Here is a 19,805-nt window from a genome sequence, read left to right as displayed (position 1 = left end):
GGCATTCGGTTGCAGTTCATTCCATTACCCAATATGAAAAAACATATTTTACTCGGTATTTCCGGCGGCATTGCCGCCTACAAATCCTGCGAATTGGTACGCTTGCTGAAAAAGCAAGGACACGAAGTTACCGTAGCCATGAGCCAAGCGGCAACAGAATTTGTTACGCCGCTAACCTTTCAAGCCCTAAGCGGCAATCCTGTTTTGGCCGATACCCATTCAGGAGAATCGGGCGGTAACGGTATGGCACACATCAACCTAACCCGAAATGCCGATGTATTCCTCATCGCTCCGGCCAGTGCCAACACCTTGGCTAAAATCGCCAACGGCATTGCCGACAACCTGCTTACCAATCTTGCCGCCGCACGCAAATGCCCGCTGGCTGTCGCCCCTGCAATGAATGTGGAAATGTGGTTCAACCCCGCTAACCAACGCAATATCCGCCAACTGCAAGCAGACGGTATCACCATTTTCCAACCGACTGAAGGCGAACAGGCTTGCGGCGAAACCGGTATCGGCCGGATGCCCGAAGCGGCGGATCTGGCAGATTTGATTCCCGATCTCTGGACTCCCAAAATATTGGCGGGTAAAAAAATCCTGATCACTACCGGTGCAACTTTCGAGGCGATCGATCCCGTGCGCGGCATCACCAATATTTCCAGCGGCCAAATGGGAATCGCCCTAGCACGCGCATGTCGCGCCACCGGTGCGCAAGTCAGTCTGATTCATGGCCAACTACAAACCGCCTTACCTTCCGGTATGGCCGAAACCGTAGAGGCCGTTAGTGCCCAAGCCATGTATGAAGCCGTACACAGCCGTATATCTGCTCAAGACGTTTTCATTTCTGTTTCAGCCGTTGCCGACTACAAAGTGAAAAACAGCAGTGTCCAAAAATTAAAAAAAGACGGCAGCGGCCTGCCTCCCGTTATTGAGTTGGCCGAGAACCCCGATATTTTGGCGTCGGTAGCCGCTCTTCCCAACGCTCCCTTCTGCGTAGGATTTGCAGCCGAAAGCGAAAATGTTTTGCCGTATGCCCGTGCAAAACGCCTGAAAAAAAGTATTCCGATGATCGTTGCCAACGAAGTTTCCAAAGCTATGGGAAAAGCTACCAATCAAATCACCATTATTGATGAACACGATGAAACCTCCCTGCCGGAAACTGATAAAAACGAAGCCGCAGCCGCCATTGTCGAACGATTGGCGCAAGTGTTAAAAGCCCAATAAAACCGCCATATCGTGTTGAAATATTATTTACCCGAATATTTATCAGCGCTATTTTTTCAGACGGCCTCGAATCAAAAAAGGCCGTCTGAAAATATTAATCGTAAATCCGGATTGCTCTATACGGCATACTTGATTTGCGGTATTGCCCTTACCGGCTGCCAAAGCCTGCCTTCGTTAGAAGGGCGCAGTGAAAGCCATTATCTTGATATCCCGGCCGCCCCCGCTATCGAAACCGTATTAAACCCAAAACACTCCGGCACCGAATCCGACCTCTCCGGCATTTATCTGCTCGAAGATGCCCATGATGCCTTTGTTGCGCGGGCCACCCTGATTAATTCCGCCCAATACACACTTGATCTGCAATACTATATCTGGCAGAACGATATCTCGGGCAAGCTGCTGTTCAATATGTTGCACCGTGCAGCGGAGCGCGGCGTCCGCATACGCCTGCTATTGGATGACAACAATACCGGTAAGCTAGATAACTTATTAGCAGCCTTAAACCAACATCCTAATATCGAAATCCGCCTTTTCAATCCCTTTACCACACGTCGGCTGCGGGCACTCGGCTACCTAACCGATTTCCCCCGCCTCAACCGCCGAATGCACAACAAATCCCTTACGGCAGATAATAAAGCCACCATCATCGGCGGCCGTAATATAGGGGACGAATACTTCAATATTGCCGGCGATACCGTATTTGCGGATCTAGACATTCTCGCCACCGGCAGCGTTGTCACTGATGTTTCACGCGATTTCGACCGTTATTGGGCGAGTAAATCATCCTACCCTCTCGAACGTATTATCCCTCACGCTGATATCGCTCAAGGACTAAGTGAACTCGAACAAAGTGATGAGGGTAACCAAATCATGCAGCGTTATCGGGCGGATCTGGCACACTCGCCCCTACAAACCGCTATCGAATCAAACCGCGTGCCGTGGCAATATACCAAAGCCCAATTGATCAGCGATAATCCGGGTAAAGGCTTGAACCGTGACCGCAACAAACCCTCCATCGCCGAAAAAATTTCTAATTCGCTCAAGTCTCCACAGCATGAAATTTATTTGGTTTCCCCGTATTTTGTGCCAACCAAGGCAGGCATGGAGGCTATCCGAAAATTACGCGGGAACAATGTAGCGGTAACCGTGTTAACCAATTCGCTACAAGCTACCGATGTTGCAGCAGTGCATTCCGGCTACAGCCGCTACCGTAAACCCCTGCTCGAATCAGGCGTAGCGCTCTATGAGCTTAAACCCAACCATGCCGTACCTTCCACACGCGACCGCGGCCTAACGGGTAGCTCCGCAACCAGTTTGCACGCCAAAACCTTTATCGTAGACAAACAACGCGTATTTATCGGCTCTCTCAATCTTGACCCCCGCTCCGCGCGCTTGAATACGGAAATGGGTGTCGTCTTAGAAAGCCCGCAAATCGCATCGGCCATGCAACGTACCTTGGTCGACACCACCCCTGAATATGCCTATAAAGTTACTTTAAACCAATACGGCAAACTGCAATGGCATGATCCCGAAAGTGGCCAAACCCTTAATAAAGAGCCTGAAGCCGGATTTTGGCGGCGTTTGGGTGTAAAGATTTTATCGATACTGCCTATCGAAGGACTGTTGTAAATAAAACCCTAGCTGCCGAATTCCATAATGCAGAATAATAAATCTGTTCGTTCAGACTTATCCCAATCAGATAATGACAATTTTCATAGGATTAGCATTCAATTTCTCCATCCCCAACTTTTTCAACATATGGGTTTATCTTTCTAATCTAAACTACCAAATATAGAAAAGGCCGTCTGAAAATATTTCAGACGGCCTTTTAAACCATACATCACTTAATTAAGCGTAATGGCGCGATTCACCTTTACCCTCAATATTGTCGGCACAGCGGCCACAAATAGTCGGATGAGCGGCTACAGAACCGATATCATCGGTATAGTGCCAGCAACGTTCACATTTTTCACCGCTGCTTACACGGGCGGTAACGGCCAATTCATCACCTTTTACAACCGTAGCTTTTGATACCAATAAAACAAAGCGTAATTCTTCATCCAAAGTTTTCAGGTATCCGGCTACTTCTTCCGGCGCAGTAATCTGTACTTCAGCCTGCAATGAAGAACCGATGCTCTTATCCGCACGCAGCGGTTCGATTGCAGCCGTTACAGCTTCCCGAACACTACGGACGGTTTGCCATTTTTTCAATAATTCGGCTTCGCTCTTTTCGTTCATTGAAGGGAATTCGTGCCAAGTGTGGAACAAAACGCTGTCTTCTTCGCCACCGCCGATAAAATCCCAAGCTTCTTCGCCGGTAAAGCACAAAATCGGTGAAATCAACAACACCAAACTACGGGTAATGTGATACAGCGCAGTTTGCGCACTACGGCGGGCATGGCTGTCCGCTTGGGTGGTATAGAGGCGGTCTTTCAAGATATCGAGATAGAAAGCGCCCAAATCTTCCGAGCAGAAGCTGACAATGTCTTTCACCGCATAATGGAACGCATAACGCGGATAATAATCACCGGCCAAACGCTCTTGCAACTGACGTGCCAATACCATGGCATAACGGTCAATTTCCAACATTTGGTCTTGCGGCACGGCATGTTCGATCGGTGAGAAGTCGCTCAAGTTGGCAAACAAAAAACTCAACGTATTACGGATGCGGCGGTAGCTTTCGGTAACGCGCTTGAGAATCTCTTTAGAAATCGCCAACTCGCCGCTGTAATCCGTAGAAGCCGTCCACAAACGTAAAATATCAGCACCGAATTCGTTATACACTTCTTGCGGAGCAACCACATTGCCGAGTGATTTCGACATCTTACGGCCGTTTTGATCCACCACAAAACCGTGTGTCAGCAACTGTTTGTATGGGGCGCGGCCTACGGCAGCACAGCCGATCAGCATAGATGATTGAAACCAACCACGGTGCTGGTCGCTGCCCTCCAAATACAAATCGGCAGGCCAAGCCAATTCTTCACGCTGTTTCAATACGGAAAAGTGCGTACTGCCCGAATCAAACCATACGTCAAGCGTATCGCTGAGTTTTTCATAATCTGCGGCCTCGGCACCTAGCAATTCCGCAGCATCTAAGGCAAACCAGGCTTCAATGCCTTTTTCTTCGATGCGCTTGGCAACTTCTTCCAACAGTTCCGCACTGCGCGGGTGCAGCTCGCCGGTTTCTTTGTGTACGAAGAAAGTCATCGGCGTGCCCCAATAACGTTGGCGGCTAACCACCCAGTCCGGACGGCCTTCAATCATTGCTTCCAAACGCGCACGGCCCCAAGCAGGGAAAAACTCGGTGGCATCCACCGCCTTCATAGCTTTATTGCGTAAAGTTTGGCCGTCTGTACCGTTTTTGTCCATGCCGATAAACCATTGGCCGGTAGCTCGGTAAATCAATGGTGTTTTGTGGCGCCAACAGTGTGCGTAGCTATGTTCGATTTTTGCCGAAGCCAGCAACCGGTTATTCTCGGTTAACCATTCGATAATGACAGGATTTGCCTCCCACACGCTTAAACCGGCCACTCGCGGTACGTCGCTGCGGTAGCGGCCTTCGCTGTTTACCGGATTATCCAACGCGATACCGTATTGAATACAGACAAAATAGTCTTCCAAACCGTGAGCCGGAGCCGTATGTACCAAACCAGTACCGGCATCCGTAGTAACGTGATCGCCATTGAGCATCGGAATATCACGTTCTAAAAACGGATGGCTCATATGCAGGCTTTCCAACTTGCTACCGTTGGTTTCGGCTAAAACGCTTGTATTCTCGAAGCCGTAGCGTTTCAGGGTTTCTTCGGCCAAATCTTTAGCCAACACCAGCTTGCCTTTGGGCGTATCGATAAGTTGGTACACCACTTCGGCACCCGCACTAACGGCTTGACTGGCCGGCAGAGTCCACGGCGTAGTCGTCCAGATAACGGCATAAGCTTCACCGCTGATTTCAGGCAAGCCGAATGCTTTGGCCAAAGCCGTATTGTCTTTAAACGGATAAGCTACATCGATAGCTGGCGAAATTTTGTCTTTATACTCCACTTCGGCTTCCGCTAAAGAAGAGCCGCAGTCCAAGCAAAATTGAACCGGTTTTTCGCCACGGTAGAGGTAACCGGCTTTATAGATTTCGCCCAAGGCGCGCACAGTATCGGCTTCGGTTTTGAAATCCATGGTGAGGTAAGGATTTTCCCAATCACCCATCACACCCAAGCGGATAAAGTCTTTTTTCTGGCGGGCAATCTGCTCTTTGGCGTATTCGCGGCAAAGCTCGCGAAAGCGTGCGGGCGGAATATCTTTACCGTGCAATTTCTCAACCATCAATTCTATAGGCAAGCCATGACAATCCCAACCGGGTACATAGGGAGCATCAAAACCGGCCAGGGTTTTGCTGCGTAAAATAATGTCTTTCAGGATTTTGTTGGCAGCATGACCAATATGGATATCGCCGTTGGCATAAGGAGGGCCGTCGTGCAGGATAAATTTAGGACGGCCTTTGGCGATTTCACGCAGCTTTTGGTAACGTTTGAGTTCATACCAGCTTTTCAGCCAGCCGCCTTCTCGTTTGGCAAGGTTGCCGCGCATCGGAAACGGGCTTTCAAGCAGATTTACGGTTTTGCTGTAATCGGTCATTTTCTTTTCTCGTACTTCGTTGGTATAGCTTCAGACGGCCCCAATATTCATAATGAATAAAAAGGCCGTCTGAAAATAAATTTCTCAAAGGGTATATTGTATCGGAATTATATGGTTTTTATAAGTTTTTACGCTTCATCGGCAGCAATAATTTAATTTATCTAGACTGCCCCGGCCATATGATTTTTATTCTGCCCGCCAATTTCGGGCTACATCCATATCATCCCAAATCTGTTTTTTCAGGTCTTCCAAACTGTCAAATTTCTCTTCGTCACGTAATTTATGCAAAAAACGGACATGTATCCGCTTTCCATAAAGATCCTCTGAAAAATCAAATATGTGGACTTCAAGCTTTTGCTTAAGCGTAGAAGAGACGGTGGGATTGGAACCAAAGCTGGCCACACCACGACGTTTACCAAAAAAACCTTCCACTTCTACCACAAAGACACCGCTGAGCGCGTAATGATGTTGCGCCAATTGTACGTTTGCCGTCGGACAACCAATAGTACGCCCCAACTTGGCACCGTGTTTCACATGGCCGCAAAGTGTGTAATCGTGACCGAGGATTTTCCCGGCATAAGCCAGATTACCACTCGAAAGTGCTTGCCGCACAGCCGTACTGCTTGCACGGATATTTTCCACCAACACCGAAGGTGTCCGTTCGGTTACCATACCTTCTTGCTGCTGCAGCGTTTCGAAACTGCCTTCCCGCCCGGCTCCGAAACGGAAATCATCTCCGATCAGCAGATATTTGGTATTCAATCCGCGGCGCAGTAAGCGATCAATAAATTCTTGTGCGGAAATATCGGCAAATGCTTGATTAAAACGCAATACCCATACGGCATCCAGACAGCCGGTTTCACGCAAAAGCCTCAACTTGCTCCGCAGCGGCGTTAAGCGGTAGGGCTGCTCCCGCCCGTGCTTGCGTGCGAAAAACTCTTGCGGCTGAGGCTCGAAAACCACGGCTACAGCCGGTAATCCGCGGCTTTTCGCTTCAGCTTTCAATCTTTGCAATATGTGAAGATGCCCCAAGTGCACACCATCAAAATTACCGATGGTTACCGCCGCACCCTGAGGAAAATTTGGGGCTTGGTTTTGCCCGAACCAAATGTTCATGAAGTAATTTTTTTACGTTTGGATAACGCGCTATTGTAAACGCAATCGGCGTTTTAATAAACCTTAACAGAAGACACGCTATCACCTGATGTAAAAACCATCCGCCGGCAAAACGCAGCAGCCGTCAACAGTGTTTCAAATCATATTAGGCACAACACCCCGTACCTGTCGGATCAGTATGTGGAAATTAGGGAAGTTATCTGTAAATTTAAACGCCCAATCATGTTTTTTTATTGTAAAATGGCGAGTTTTACGGCAAATATACTGCCTATTTCCTTATCCGTCCAACCACCTGAATTAAAGAAGCCGATATGGATTTCCGTTTTGACATTATTTACGAATATCGCGAGATGTTCTTTTACGGCGCGCTCACCACGCTCGGATTAACCGTAGCCGCCACTTTAGGCGGTACAGTATTGGGCTTGATCGGTGCTTTAAGCCGAATCATCCGCTTTGAAAAAGGCAACGCCCTGATGCGCGCCGTAGCTTGGCTGTTGCGCACTTTCTCGCTGATTTATGTCACCTTGTTCCGTGGTACGCCCCTATTCGTACAAATTTTTATTTGGTACTTTATCTGGGCGGTCGCTTTGATTAATCCTACTGATGGCTGGCTTATCAGCGGTGATTTGGCACAAGAATTACGCCGCAACTACGGCGCGCTGATTGCCGGTACTTTGGCACTCACCGCCAATGCCGGCGCTTATATTACCGAAATTATCCGTGCGGGTATCCAATCTATCGACAAAGGCCAAATCGAAGCGGCCCGCTCCCTCGGTCTCACCTATCCCCAAGCCATGCGCCATGTGATTCTGCCCCAAGCATTCCGCCGCATGCTGCCGCCTTTGGCTAATGAATTCATTACCTTGTTGAAAGACAGTTCGTTGCTTTCCGCCATTGCCGTTGCAGAGCTGGCCTATATCCAGCGTACTATTTCGGGCCGCTTTTCAATTTACGAAGAGCCGCTCTATACCATCGCGCTGATTTATTTGCTGATGACTATGTGCTTAAGCTGGTTTTTTGCTTGGCTGGAAAAACGTTACAACACCAAAGGCCAACGATAAAATCTATTTTTACCACCGTCTGAAATATGAAATATAAGCCCGCACATAATGCGGGCTTTTTTTACCAAATGCCGTCTGAACATTTCAGACGGCCTGTTTTTTATGATTCCAACCGTTTGCCTCTTTGTTATCTTGATATTTTCCGCCTTGATAACCATACGCAATCGGCTTGCCAGCTTAAGCACATAGCGGCCTAACCGTCTCCACAAAATATGAAACTTCACAGCAACAACCGCCACAACATTTTGTAATATTACAGCGACTCCGGCCACAAAAATCAATGTTTATAGATACGATCAAATACACCCCCGTCAGCAAAAAAACGCTGTTGGGCTTTCTCCCAGCCGCCGAACTCCTCATCAATCTTGACCAAACTGATGACCGGGAAAGCATTGGCAAACTCAGCTCGTACTTTTTTATTCACCGGGCGGTAAAAGTTTTTGGCGATAATGCGTTGGGCTTCTTCGCTGTACAAATGGCGCAAATATTCGCTTGCTACTTCCCTCGTACCTTTTTCATCAACATTTGCATCCACCACAGCAACCGAAGGTTCGCATAAAATCGATAATGAAGGAATGATGATTTCATAAGCTCCGCCCGACTGCCGCACTGCCAAATGCGCTTCATTTTCCCAAGCCAAAAGCACATCGCCCAAGCCGCGCTGGGTAAAGGAAATGGTCGAAGCCCTCGCTCCCGCATCCATCACCGGCACACGTTGATAAAGCTTTCGGACAAACTCTTCGGCTTTGGCATCACTACCTCCCGGCTGGTGTTTGGCATAAGCCCATGCCGCCAAAAAGTTCCAACGTGCCCCGCCTGATGTTTTCGGATTAGGCGTGAGCACCGCAACATCATCTTTTACCAAATCACCCCAATCGCGGATATTTTTCGGATTGCCCTTGCGCACCAAAAATACCACGGTCGATGTATAAGGCGCACTGTTATCAGGGAAAGCCTGCTGCCACTTGGGATTGACCAAAGGTTTGATTTTGTTTAACGCATCGATATCATGCGCTAAAGCCAATGTAACCACATCTGCTTTCAAGCCGTTCATCACCGCTAAAGACTGTTTGCCCGAACCACCGTTCGACTGTTGTACGGTTACTTCCTGGCCTGTCTTTTCACGCCAATATTTTTGAAACAGCGGATTGTATTCCAAATAAAGCTCACGGGTAGGATCGTAAGAAGCATTCAATATCGATACAGATGAAGCCGCGCCCTCAGCTCCTACCTTACCACTTCCGGGACTGCAAGCCGCCAATACCGGAGCCAACAAAAATACCTGCCATAAAGATTTGATGCCCATCACCTGCTCCTACTGTCAAAATTAGCCTGCAAGCAATATAGCAAGCGGTATTTACGGCAGGAAATATTGTTTTTTCATTTATTTATAACTAATTTACCTTCAAATAAAAATATGCCGTCTGAAACACTCATATTTTCAGACGGCATAATTGGTTTACGAGCCTAAACTATAATATATAACCAATTGCCAATACTATATTACAGCATCTATACATTCAGTCACAAACAGCCTTATTTTCCGGGCTCTGTCATAAATTTGACACACCCTATCAGAACGAAAATTTAAGTATCTGCTTTTATGCGGAGGTTTAAGTTTTCATTTTTATATAGCTATAGAAAAAATTAAATCCCAATTATAAATTATAATTGGGATTTAATTTTTTAGCTTAAATGGAATTCAAATGATTTTTTTATTTTTACATTTTTGCTATTAATAACTTTTAAAATACGAAAGGTATCAATATTATTCAACTCTCTGTAGATAAGCTCGCCATTCTCCTCATTATCTTTTTCATTACTTTCATAAATTGTATAGGTTAATTTTTCTAACCATATAACTTCAGAACCTTTTTTGGCAGCATAACGATTTAATACTTCGCACGTAGCACCTTTGGTTCTAGTTGCAGAGATAGCAATATCAGGTTTATGTTTATCAAAAAAAGCACAATTTTCTTCTAAGATATCAAGAATATCACCACCTGTTGCTATACAAATTTTTTTACCTTGATATCGTACACAACAAAGCTGATCTTTAGAGGTGCTGCCTTTTTGATAATCAATCTCTTTCCCAACACTTTTTAGCTGTTCTATCACTTGATTTAGTGTAGTAGTTTTCCCGCTATCTGAGCTACCGAATAATCCTATTACTACCATGTTATAACTCCTCGTTTTAAATTGTAAAAAATTTTCTTAAACTTGTTCCAGCCAGCTTTTTAATGCCGCACGCAAACGTTGCAATGCCGCATCCAAATCTTCATCATTCAGCAGCAAGCTAGGCGCCATCCGCACGACATCGCCGCCAGCCACCAATATCATCAAACCGTGTGCCAAGGCATGCTGCACGATTTCGGCGGCGCGGCCCGCATACTGCTCCGCCAACACGCATCCAACCAGCAAGCCCATACCGCGCACCTGCCGGAATACGCCCGTTTCCTCGCCCAATACCCGTAAAGCCGCTTGCAGCTTTTCGCCTTGCCGGCACACATGAGCCAAAGTTTCGGGAGACTGGATAATATCAAATGCACGCCCCGCTACTGCGCACGCCAACGGATTACCGCCGAAAGTGGAACCGTGCGTACCCGGGCCGAAGCTGGGGGCGACTTTATCGGTAGTCAGCATCGCGCCGATCGGGAAACCGCTGCCCAGTGCCTTCGCGCTGGAAAGAATATCCGGCACAACGCCGTAATGTTCATAAGCAAACAATTTTCCAGTACGACCCATGCCGGTTTGCACCTCGTCAAAAACCAACAACGCGCCGTGGGTATCGCAAACCCGCCGCGCTGTTTCCAAAAACGCCTTATCCGCCGGCAAAACACCGCTTTCGCCTTGAACCGGTTCGATAATCACCGCGCAAGTTTGCTGGCCGACTGCCGCTTCCAATGCAGCGGCATCATTGTAAGGTATATGGGTAATAGCAGGCGGCAGCGGGGCAAAATCGCGGCTGTATTTGGGTTGCCCGCCCACTGAAACGGTAAAGAGGGTACGCCCGTGAAAACCGTTTATACAGGCGACAATCTCATTTTTACTTTCGCCGTAATGGTCGCGGGCATATTTGCGCGCCAGTTTCAATGCCGCTTCATTTGCCTCCGCACCCGAATTACAGAAAAATACTTTGTCGGCAAAAGTATGCTCTACCAGTTTGTGCGCCAAATCCTGCGCCGCTTTGGTCGTATAGATATTGGAAATATGCCATAACTTTTGCACCTGTTTGGTCAGCGCTTCAATCAACGCCGGATGGCAATGCCCTAAGGCATTTACCGCAATTCCACCTGCCAAATCGATATATTCGCGCCCTTCACCGTCCCAGACACGGCTACCCGCACCCTTTTCCGGAACCATCGGCGCAAATGAAAAATTGGGGGTAAGGTAGTTTTGCATATCGTTATCCTTGCTTAAAAAGCACATCAGAAATTACGGAAAATGTATTGCCAACGCTGATTATAGCGATAAAACTTATCCGTATGCTTGATTATTTCCTTTTGATGAAAACGAAGTTTGTATTTATCGGATAATTTTCAGACGGCATCGGATCGAGGCCGTCTGAAATATTGCCATCTGCCTGAAAATGTAAAAGGCCAAATCCTTTTATCGAAGCAGGTTATAAAGCCGGGCGATATTTTCCGCTGCCGACAACAAATTATCATAGCCGTTTTGCAAGGCCTCTTCCAAAACGCCCGGGGTGCGGATAATCGGGAAAACCGCATCGATACCATATTCGTATACAACCTCATAACCCTGCCCTATGCTACCTACCACCGCAATAACAGGTTTTCCCAATTTTTTTGCCGCAAGCGCCACGCCCACGGGTGTTTTGCCGCGGATACTCTGACTGTCCATGCGCCCTTCTCCGGTCAACACCAAATCGGCATCACGTATTTTTTCTTCCAACCCCACCGCGTCCATCACAATCTGCACACCAGATTGCAGCATTACATCAGGCAACAGCAATACACCTCCGCCCATACCGCCCGCTGCGCCGGCCCCTTCGTGGTTAAGGATATTAATACCCGTATCACGCAATACAATATCGGCAAAACGGCTAAGCGCACCATCCAGCAATCCTACCATAGCCGGCGTCGCTCCTTTTTGCGGGCCGAAAACCGCCGAAGCGCCTTGCTCACCGCATAAAGGGTTACGCACGTCACACGCTACCCGTATCGAAACATTTGCCAAGCGGGTATCCAAACCGCTTAAGTCCACATATTCCAAATCCGCAAGACAGCCTCCGCCGTAACCCAAAGATACGCCGTGCTTATCGGATAATTTGACGCCTAATGCCTGCAACATCCCTGCGCCGCCATCATTTGTCGCACTGCCGCCTATGCCAAGAATAATATTTGTGACTCCTTGGTCCAAAGCTGCTGAAATCAATTCACCCGTACCATAGCTGGTGGTATAGAGCGGGTTTCTTCGTGCCGGCGGAACCAAATGCAAACCCGAAGCGGCGGCCATTTCGATAACCGCCGTTTTGCCATCCCCCGAGATACCGTATACCGCTTGTATTCTTCCGCCCAACGGATCGGTTACTTCCGCCTGCATCATCCTGCCTGCCGTAGCTTCAATCAACGACTGCACCGTTCCCTCGCCCCCGTCTGCCATCGGAACTTTCACATATTCGGCATGGGGAAACACCGTTTTCCATCCGGCTTCAAGCGCATCAGCCACTTGCAGCGCGCTCAAACTTTCCTTAAACGAATCGGGAGCAATAACAATTTTCACAAGATTTCCTTTTGTTGTGATAAATCACGAGGCCGTCTGAAAATCAATATTTCAAACCAATAAAAACACAAAATAATAAAAAACGGCCTGCAGGGAAAGCACCTGTCAGACCGTTTTCAATATTGCGCAGCAATCAATTAGCCAAATCGCCTTTCAAAGCCACACCGGCAATCACCGCACCCACATGGCATTCATATTCCTTAGTACTGCTAAACGTATTACGTTTGTAGTAACTTACTAAATTAACCACCCGCGAAGCACCGCTTGCTTTAGCCGAATCTTGAAACTGTTTTACAGCCGATAAAAACGCCCATTGGCAAGCTTTCTCATCCGATTTGCCAACCGCATTGGTTTTTTTGTTGCTCACCAATCCCTGCTTCACAATTTTACCGCCGCCGGAAGCAAAAGACACCTTGATAGAAGGATCCAATACCTTTTCCGCCTCAGGAGAACTCATAGCCTCCTGAATCGACAGCTTCAGCTGGGTGTCTCGGGCTTGGGCGGTAAATGCCAACGAAGCCAATACGGCACCCAATAATAATCCTGTTGCTTTTTTCATCGTTTTCTCCATAAGATTAACCGGTTCGGCAGCTACTTGAAAAATCGTGCGCACCGAAGTTTTAAAGATTGTACTGGATTTCTTGCCAAATGAATACAAAATACGGCCATACTATCAACATACTACTTGCCGGACCGGACTGTGCTTTCCGATATCAAGGCCAAAATCTGGATGAAGCGGATCAAATGCGCCTGAGCCGAAATCCCGCTTTAAAGCAACGCCCTGATTGGCAGACCAGCCGTTTTCTCAAACAAGAAAGCCGCCTGAACATCTTATCGCTTTCGCACAGCAAAGGTGCCGCTGTGCTGGCCGATGCCGCCATAGAGCTGCCGATCGGCGTAGATATCGAATATATATGCACGCGTGATTTTCCAAACTTGGCCGCTTATTCATGCAGCGGACAAGAGCAAACATGGTTGGCTGCACGGGGTTGGCTGGCTGTTGATTTTTATCGGTTCTGGACACTCAAAGAATCACTTATCAAAGCCGCCGCTTTGGATTTTCCGGCCGACATGGCCAAAGTCGGCATAGACATACAGACAGACGGCAATCCGAAAATTAAAAATCTCGGCGGATATTCATGGCATGGCATTTCGGCCTTGTGCGGCAATTGGGCTCTTGCCTGTGTATGGCGGGGCGAACCGAACCTTGCCCCCCAATGGCATATTTTCGGTAATTTGGGAACAAAAGGCTTACAAGATATTTGGTTGCTGTGAAACACAGCTAAAAAGCCACCAAAACAAAAATGCCGTCCGAATAGTTTTTCAGACGGCATTTTACATTCACATTCCGCGCCAGCGTTTGAATATCAATGAAGTATTAACTCCGCCGAAAGCAAAATTATTATTCATCACATAATCTGTTTCGATATATCTACCCGTGCCGCGAATATAATCCACTTTACCGCAACGGGGATCGATTTCATCCAAATTAATAGTCGGTGCAAACCAACCGCAATTCATCATCTCGATTGAAAACCATGATTCCAACGCACCGCATGCCCCTAAAGTATGCCCAAAATAACTTTTTTGCGAACTCATCGGAATACGGTTGCCGAAAACGGCCTCGGTCGCCAGCGTTTCGGCAATATCGCCCTGTTCTGTTGCCGTACCGTGGCCGTTGACATAACCGATGGCGGCAGCTTCAATGGCGGCGTCTTTCAAGGCCAACTCCATACAACGCTGCATGGTCTCTTTTTGGGGACGGGTAACATGACTGCCATCGCTGTTGGCTCCGTAGCCGACAATCTCTGCATAAATCTTCGCGCCGCGTGCTAAAGCGTGCTCCAATTCTTCCAGTACAAAAATACCCGCACCTTCTCCAATGACCAATCCGTCCCGCCCCGCATCATAAGGGCGCGGTGTTTTTTCCGGCTCGGCATTGCGGCGGCTCGCAGCATAAAGCGAATCAAACACATACACTTCCGATGGGCAGAACTCCTCTCCTCCGCCGGCCAGCATCATCGGAATCATGCCGTATTTAATGGCCTCATACGCATAGCCGATGCCCTGGCTGCCTGAAGAGCAGGCACTCGATGTCGGAATAATGCGCCCGGTCAGCCCGAAAAATATACCAATATTGGCCGCGGTGGTATGCGGCATCATCCGCACATAAGTGTTGGCGCTGAAATTCTGCGAAGTACCCGTTATCAGCAATTCGCCCACATCGCGGATATCTTTGGTACTTCCGGTAGACGAGCCGCACGCCACCCCCATACGTCCATCACAAATTTCGCTGTTACCCAGCAAGCCCGAGTCGGCCAATGCCTGTTCGGCCGCATCGACACATAAATAAGATACCCGCCCCATACTGCGCAACTGCTTACGAGTCCAATGGGCAGGCGGTGCGTACCCCTCAATAGGCGCCCCCAATCTCGCCTCTAAATCCGGATATTGCTGCTCCTGCCAATCCATCGCCCGAACGGCATTTTTACCTTGCTCGAAAGCCCTACGGATACTTGCCCAATCTCGCCCGAATGCGGTAATACCGCCTATTCCCGTTACCACTACCCGTTTCAACACAAACCTCCGTTCACCGCAATCACTTGTCTGGTAATATACGCCGCTTTTTCGTCCATCAGAAAACGTACGGCATGTGCCACCTCTTCGGGGCTACCCATACGCTGAGCCGGAATCATTTTTAAAATTTCGTCTACCGGCGTGTTTTCATCTAAAATATCGGTATCAATCAAGCCCGGCGCAACACAGTTGACGGTAATCTTGCGCTTGGCAAGCTCAATTGCCAAAGCTTTGGCCGCACCGATCAAGCCCGCTTTCGAAGCGCTATAGTTCACTTGGCCGCGGTTACCTATAAGACCTGATACAGAAGCCATACACACAATCCGCCCGGGCTTGCGCCGCCGTATCATCGGCATGCAAACCGGATGCAACACGTTGTAAAATCCGTCTAAATTCGTACGCAGTACATGATCCCAGTCGTCGTCTTCTAATGCAGGAAAAGCATTATCGCGGGTCAGCCCTGCATTCAACACCACACCGTAATATGCGCCGTTTGCTTCGATATCGGCAGTTAGCGTCTCACGACAGGCGGCACGGTCGGACACATCAAACTGCAATACCCGTGCTTGCCGCCCCAATGCACGCACTTGTTCCGCAACGGCTTCGGCCTCCTCTCGGCGGCTGCGACAATGTACGACAATATCATAACCATCTTGTGCCAAAGCTAATGCCACTGCCTTACCGATACCTCGGTTAGAGCCTGTGATTAAAATCGTTTCACTCATACGTTTCCCTTATTTTCAATATGTTTCAGACAGCCTGATTATCTTTTGGGCTAAATACATTCAATGCCGCCCGTATCAAAAGGCCATCGGAAGGCAGATTCGCTTTGGCATCCTCCGGTGCATCCGTCCAGCGGAGTTCGCAATCAAACACACCGAAACCGCCCGCATCCTGAGTAGAAGCACGCACATGGATTGACAACCGCATACCTACAGGTACGCCCTCGGCAAACAAATTCAGCTTGCGCGTACCCAACAAAAACCCCAAACGTACCGGCTCGCCTGCATTGCGGGCATGACACCCCGCCAATGCCGCAATCCCTTGCGCCATGATTTCCATGCCTGCCAACAGCGGCAAAACACCGTTTTGCAGCAGTATATGCTTTTCGCCAACCCGAGCTTCGGCATAAAGATAATCCTCGCCGTATTCGGTAATGACATCCAAAAGCACCATATGGCCGCTATGCGGCAGTAAAGGAGCGACTTCGTAGATAGGGCAAATTAATTTTTGCTGCATCTTTTATTCTCTAACTTTTTAGTACATTACTGGTTTGGCATTAATCCTGCCATATTTTGTAAATCACTAGCATTAAAACGAATACATTCGGTACCAACCTTTGAACCTGCCATTCTTATAGGATTATTCTTTTCATCAAAACCATCCGGTGGGCAAAGAATTTTTATATTTTTTGTATTAACTACTAAACTCCCATATAAATATAAATTATCCTGATTATTTTTTATATTTCTATTATCTTTTAAATTAGAAAACTTAATCAATAAAAATTTCAAGCCATCATCAGACATTCCCGTTCTTTCAAAAAAGCTTTTGTTAACCATAAAAAGAGAATGTTCATCATTAGAAAATTGAATTAACTCAAAGGGGGCACTAACCCTTAACCTATGGTCACTCCCCAATAAATTAGAAAGATTAAAAAATAAATAGCATACAAGGTACCATGAAAAAAATATTAATATTGGCATTAATATTTTTAAATTTTCACTCTTCCTATCAAATAAAAAATATAATAATTGCAGAAAAATAATACAAGCAACCCAAACAGCAGCCATGACCAATGCTGCATCTTTATCAAAAATAACAGCAAAACCAAAACCAGAAACAAAAAAGGTAAATATATACAATAAAACAACAAGAATCCATATCATTGAATTCTCAAAAAAATTTAATATTTTAAAAAAACCAGTATATATTTTTTTGTCCTCAAAAATTAATTTAGAATAAATAATAAAAATTGGAAAAATAAATTGAGTAAAAAAAATAAATAGACCAAATACAACCGAAATCCAAACACCAGAAATATCACTAGCAATATCTATGAAAATAGCTCCTAACCCAATATTATACAAGTATGCCCAAAGCAATATAAAACCTAAAAGATAAAAAATTGAAATAGAGGCTAAAAAAATAGTGGAAAAAAATATAATTTCTCATAATATTTCTTATCAGAAACTGTTTTTTCAGCCACTTCAATATTATTTAAACTTTTAGAAAGTTTAGATAGTTTACCCTTCATTTTCTTATATTGAATTTTTAAATCATCCTTCAAATTATTATTTTCTTTAATAAGATTTGAAATCTTATTCAAAATATAATTTTCTTTTATAATAATTTTACACTTAAGTACAAAAAATATAAAAAACAACAAAATCCATTTAATGCATAAAATTTTCTTACCAATTCTTTTTTATACAGCTTAATCTCTTTTTTATTAAAATTATTCCATTTTTCAATTTCATTTCTGCAAGCAAAAATCTTTCCCCTAATTTCCCTTATCTTCAAAACTACAAATCTATTGCTTTCAAATGCCTGACATTGTTCTAAATCGTGAATATCTTTTTGTATATCATCAATACTCTTAAAAATATCTTTTTCTTTAATCATTAACCTCTCCTAAAGCTATATATCAAAATACAATTATAAAGGTTAGGTATTTATATTTTCACTACCGCCAATCACCACTACTGCATTGCTGCCGCCAAAGGCAAATGACGAACTTGCGCCGATACGGGTTTCAGACGGCCAAAACCTTTCGTTATCCGTCAGCGAGATTACGGGTAAGGCGGTATCCTGTATGCCGTCCCACAATTGCGGCGGCAGCCTGCCGTGCGGGTTGTGGCGACGACTGACCATGCCCCATAAGAAAGCCGCCTCTAATGCACCGGCTGCTCCCAGCGTATGACCGGTAAGCGGTTTGGTTGATGTACAAGCGGTATGGCTTCCGAACACTTTATTTACCGCGATGCTTTCCATGCTGTCGTTATGTACCGTTCCCGTACCGTGCAGATTAATCCAGCCGATTGCTTCAGGCGGTAAATCCGCGCTTCTCAGTGCGGCTTCGAAAGCCATGATTGCTCCTAACCCGTCGGGACGTGGTGAAGACATATGGTAAGCGTCGCTACTGCTGCCGAAGCCTAACAAAGGCAGGCTTTCGGCAAAATCCGCTTCACGAGTCATTACAAAAGCAGCGGCGGCCTCACCTATATTAATGCCGTTGCGGTTATGTGAAAACGGATTGGCTATGCCGTCTGAAAGTACTTCCAACGAAGCAAAACCGTTAATCGTCAGAGGCGACAACGTATCCACACCACCGCATATAACGGCATCACATAAGCCCGCCCGTAAGAGACGAGCCGCGCTTATCAAAGCGCGCGCACCCGATGTGCAAGCGGTGGAAACGCTATAACAAAGGTTTTGCAGCCCATACACGGCGGCTGTGAAATCAGCAGGGGCAGATAAGGTTTGCTGCTGCTGGTTGAACGATACCTCCTCCCAACTACCGCCTGCGGCAATATGTCGAAACATGGGTAGGTTTTCATCCACGCCACTAGTGGATGTACCGATCACGACGGCAATACGGTTAGCACCGAAGCGTTGTTTGGCCGCCTCGATATCACCCTCGATTTGTGACAATGCATGCCACAGCAATTGGTTATTACGGCTTTTATGGCCGTCTGAAAGTGTTTCGGGAAAAGCCCTCAGCATTTCGTTAACCGCACCAAAAGCATAATTTTTTCCGGCTACCCATTGATCGGACAATGTCAGGGGAGATGATAGCGGAGGTCGTAGCAATACATCTATATGGTGTTGTAAACCGCTGCCTAGTGCGCTGGTAACGGCGGGGGTAGTGAGATAAACAGGTTGCATTTTTATTTTTCTTAAAAAATTCACACAACAAAATTAAGGCTCAATCTGGCTGACACGCCATTGTTTGCCATCAGGAAAAAGAATATCCGTATGGCCGTCTGAAACCCGAATACGCCATAATTCCCGGTTACCCGAGAGATATAAGGTTTCCCCATCATCACGGCGGATTTGCTGCTGCGGATACAAGGTGTCATCCGATTGGATCAATAACGGCAGCATCGCACCGAATAAGCGGCGCGACTCCCGATTCGGCGGAACGAAGCCTTCGTTTACCCATCCTTGGCGGTCTAATATCTGGCGCGATACCGGCGCACCCAATGCATCGGTTTGTACAAACCTGATATTTTCCGCTTCGGGCTGCACCGCCAGCAGACTGGTTTGCGCCACATTACCCGCCGGATCCAAAAGCTCAAGCCGAAACCATTGGGTTTCGCTGCTTTTCCATTGCGGCCAGCTTTGCAAACGGGGAATGTCGCCTGAAAAAGCACAAGCCGCCAAACACAACACCGCAGATGATACGGCTGCTTTTCTTAACAGAAAAAATATTTTCATCATTTCAGACGGTCT

18 protein-coding genes are annotated in these 19,805 nt (G+C 46.8%); 4 read left to right on the top strand and 14 right to left on the bottom strand.

Annotated features, from left to right (window positions below):
- The first annotated feature begins 33 nt into the window (after positions 1-33).
- The gene (coaBC, locus tag ACEPPX_RS06185; protein ID WP_416623353.1) at positions 34-1,224 is read left to right on the top strand and encodes a bifunctional phosphopantothenoylcysteine decarboxylase/phosphopantothenate--cysteine ligase CoaBC; all 1,191 of its coding nucleotides are present in this window, start codon (positions 34-36) and stop codon (positions 1,222-1,224) included.
- 111 nt (positions 1,225-1,335) lie between these two features.
- Positions 1,336-2,853 (top strand): phospholipase D family protein, encoded by a 1,518-nt coding sequence (locus ACEPPX_RS06180; protein WP_416623407.1) that lies wholly within the window; start codon positions 1,336-1,338, stop codon positions 2,851-2,853.
- A gap of 219 nt (positions 2,854-3,072) precedes the next feature.
- On the opposite strand, the gene ileS is transcribed toward ACEPPX_RS06180, so the two are convergent.
- On the bottom strand, positions 3,073-5,853 hold the full coding sequence (ileS, locus tag ACEPPX_RS06175; RefSeq protein WP_416623352.1) for an isoleucine--tRNA ligase: 2,781 nt from the start codon (positions 5,851-5,853) through the stop codon (positions 3,073-3,075).
- Positions 5,854-6,039: 186 nt separating this feature from the next.
- A complete protein-coding gene (gene ribF / locus ACEPPX_RS06170) occupies positions 6,040-6,969 on the bottom strand; it encodes a bifunctional riboflavin kinase/FAD synthetase (protein WP_416623351.1) in 930 nt (309 codons plus the stop codon).
- A 311-nt stretch (positions 6,970-7,280) separates the two neighbouring features.
- Between ribF and ACEPPX_RS06165 the strand changes: the two genes are divergently transcribed.
- Positions 7,281-8,030 carry an amino acid ABC transporter permease gene (locus tag ACEPPX_RS06165; protein WP_047761556.1) on the top strand — a complete coding sequence of 250 codons (750 nt, stop codon included), beginning with the start codon at positions 7,281-7,283 and terminating at the stop codon, positions 8,028-8,030.
- A 277-nt stretch (positions 8,031-8,307) separates the two neighbouring features.
- Here ACEPPX_RS06165 and ACEPPX_RS06160 read toward each other — a convergent pair whose 3' ends face one another.
- The 5 genes from ACEPPX_RS06160 to ACEPPX_RS06140 all read right to left on the bottom strand — a co-directional run bounded on the left by ACEPPX_RS06160 (position 8,308) and on the right by ACEPPX_RS06140 (position 13,332).
- A complete protein-coding gene (locus tag ACEPPX_RS06160; protein ID WP_416623350.1) occupies positions 8,308-9,336 on the bottom strand; it encodes a sulfate ABC transporter substrate-binding protein in 1,029 nt (342 codons plus the stop codon).
- Between the two features lie 380 nt (positions 9,337-9,716).
- Positions 9,717-10,208, bottom strand: coding sequence for a hypothetical protein (locus tag ACEPPX_RS06155; protein ID WP_416623349.1), 492 nt, complete (start codon positions 10,206-10,208; stop codon positions 9,717-9,719).
- A 36-nt stretch (positions 10,209-10,244) separates the two neighbouring features.
- A complete protein-coding gene (locus ACEPPX_RS06150; protein WP_416623348.1) occupies positions 10,245-11,432 on the bottom strand; it encodes an acetylornithine/succinyldiaminopimelate transaminase in 1,188 nt (395 codons plus the stop codon).
- Positions 11,433-11,639: 207 nt separating this feature from the next.
- Positions 11,640-12,773, bottom strand: a complete 1,134-nt coding sequence (locus tag ACEPPX_RS06145; RefSeq protein WP_416623347.1) for a glycerate kinase — start codon at positions 12,771-12,773, stop codon at positions 11,640-11,642.
- A 133-nt stretch (positions 12,774-12,906) separates the two neighbouring features.
- Positions 12,907-13,332, bottom strand: coding sequence for a hypothetical protein (locus ACEPPX_RS06140; RefSeq protein WP_047761576.1), 426 nt, complete (start codon positions 13,330-13,332; stop codon positions 12,907-12,909).
- A gap of 89 nt (positions 13,333-13,421) precedes the next feature.
- Here ACEPPX_RS06140 and ACEPPX_RS06135 point away from each other — a divergent pair, with 89 nt between their 5' ends.
- Positions 13,422-14,048: a 4'-phosphopantetheinyl transferase family protein gene (locus ACEPPX_RS06135; protein ID WP_416623346.1), complete on the top strand. Its 627-nt coding sequence runs from the start codon at positions 13,422-13,424 to the stop codon at positions 14,046-14,048.
- Between the two features lie 66 nt (positions 14,049-14,114).
- Here ACEPPX_RS06135 and ACEPPX_RS06130 read toward each other — a convergent pair whose 3' ends face one another.
- The 7 genes from ACEPPX_RS06130 to ACEPPX_RS06100 all read right to left on the bottom strand — a co-directional run bounded on the left by ACEPPX_RS06130 (position 14,115) and on the right by ACEPPX_RS06100 (position 19,793).
- Positions 14,115-15,353: a beta-ketoacyl-ACP synthase gene (locus ACEPPX_RS06130; protein WP_047761551.1), complete on the bottom strand. Its 1,239-nt coding sequence runs from the start codon at positions 15,351-15,353 to the stop codon at positions 14,115-14,117.
- Complete coding sequence (fabG, locus tag ACEPPX_RS06125) at positions 15,347-16,075, bottom strand: 3-oxoacyl-ACP reductase FabG (protein ID WP_416623345.1); 729 nt, start codon at positions 16,073-16,075, stop codon at positions 15,347-15,349. Before fabG ends, ACEPPX_RS06130 begins: the two co-directional genes overlap by 7 nt.
- Positions 16,076-16,100: 25 nt before the next feature.
- Positions 16,101-16,589, bottom strand: a complete 489-nt coding sequence (locus tag ACEPPX_RS06120; protein WP_416623344.1) for a thioester dehydrase — start codon at positions 16,587-16,589, stop codon at positions 16,101-16,103.
- 26 nt (positions 16,590-16,615) lie between these two features.
- On the bottom strand, positions 16,616-17,455 hold the full coding sequence (locus ACEPPX_RS06115; RefSeq protein WP_416623343.1) for a hypothetical protein: 840 nt from the start codon (positions 17,453-17,455) through the stop codon (positions 16,616-16,618).
- Positions 17,456-17,693: 238 nt separating this feature from the next.
- Positions 17,694-17,975 carry a hypothetical protein gene (locus ACEPPX_RS06110; RefSeq protein WP_416623342.1) on the bottom strand — a complete coding sequence of 94 codons (282 nt, stop codon included), beginning with the start codon at positions 17,973-17,975 and terminating at the stop codon, positions 17,694-17,696.
- A 42-nt stretch (positions 17,976-18,017) separates the two neighbouring features.
- Positions 18,018-19,238 carry a beta-ketoacyl-ACP synthase gene (locus tag ACEPPX_RS06105; protein ID WP_416623341.1) on the bottom strand — a complete coding sequence of 407 codons (1,221 nt, stop codon included), beginning with the start codon at positions 19,236-19,238 and terminating at the stop codon, positions 18,018-18,020.
- Between the two features lie 33 nt (positions 19,239-19,271).
- Positions 19,272-19,793 (bottom strand): hypothetical protein, encoded by a 522-nt coding sequence (locus tag ACEPPX_RS06100; protein ID WP_416623340.1) that lies wholly within the window; start codon positions 19,791-19,793, stop codon positions 19,272-19,274.
- Positions 19,794-19,805 lie beyond the last annotated feature (12 nt).

Origin of the sequence: Neisseria sp. S1 (assembly GCF_048060015.1) — a bacterium.
In the GTDB taxonomy this organism is placed as follows: domain Bacteria; phylum Pseudomonadota; class Gammaproteobacteria; order Burkholderiales; family Neisseriaceae; genus Neisseria; species Neisseria arctica.
Note: the sequence above shows the minus strand (reverse complement) of the source record. Positions and strands in the feature narration are given on the sequence as shown.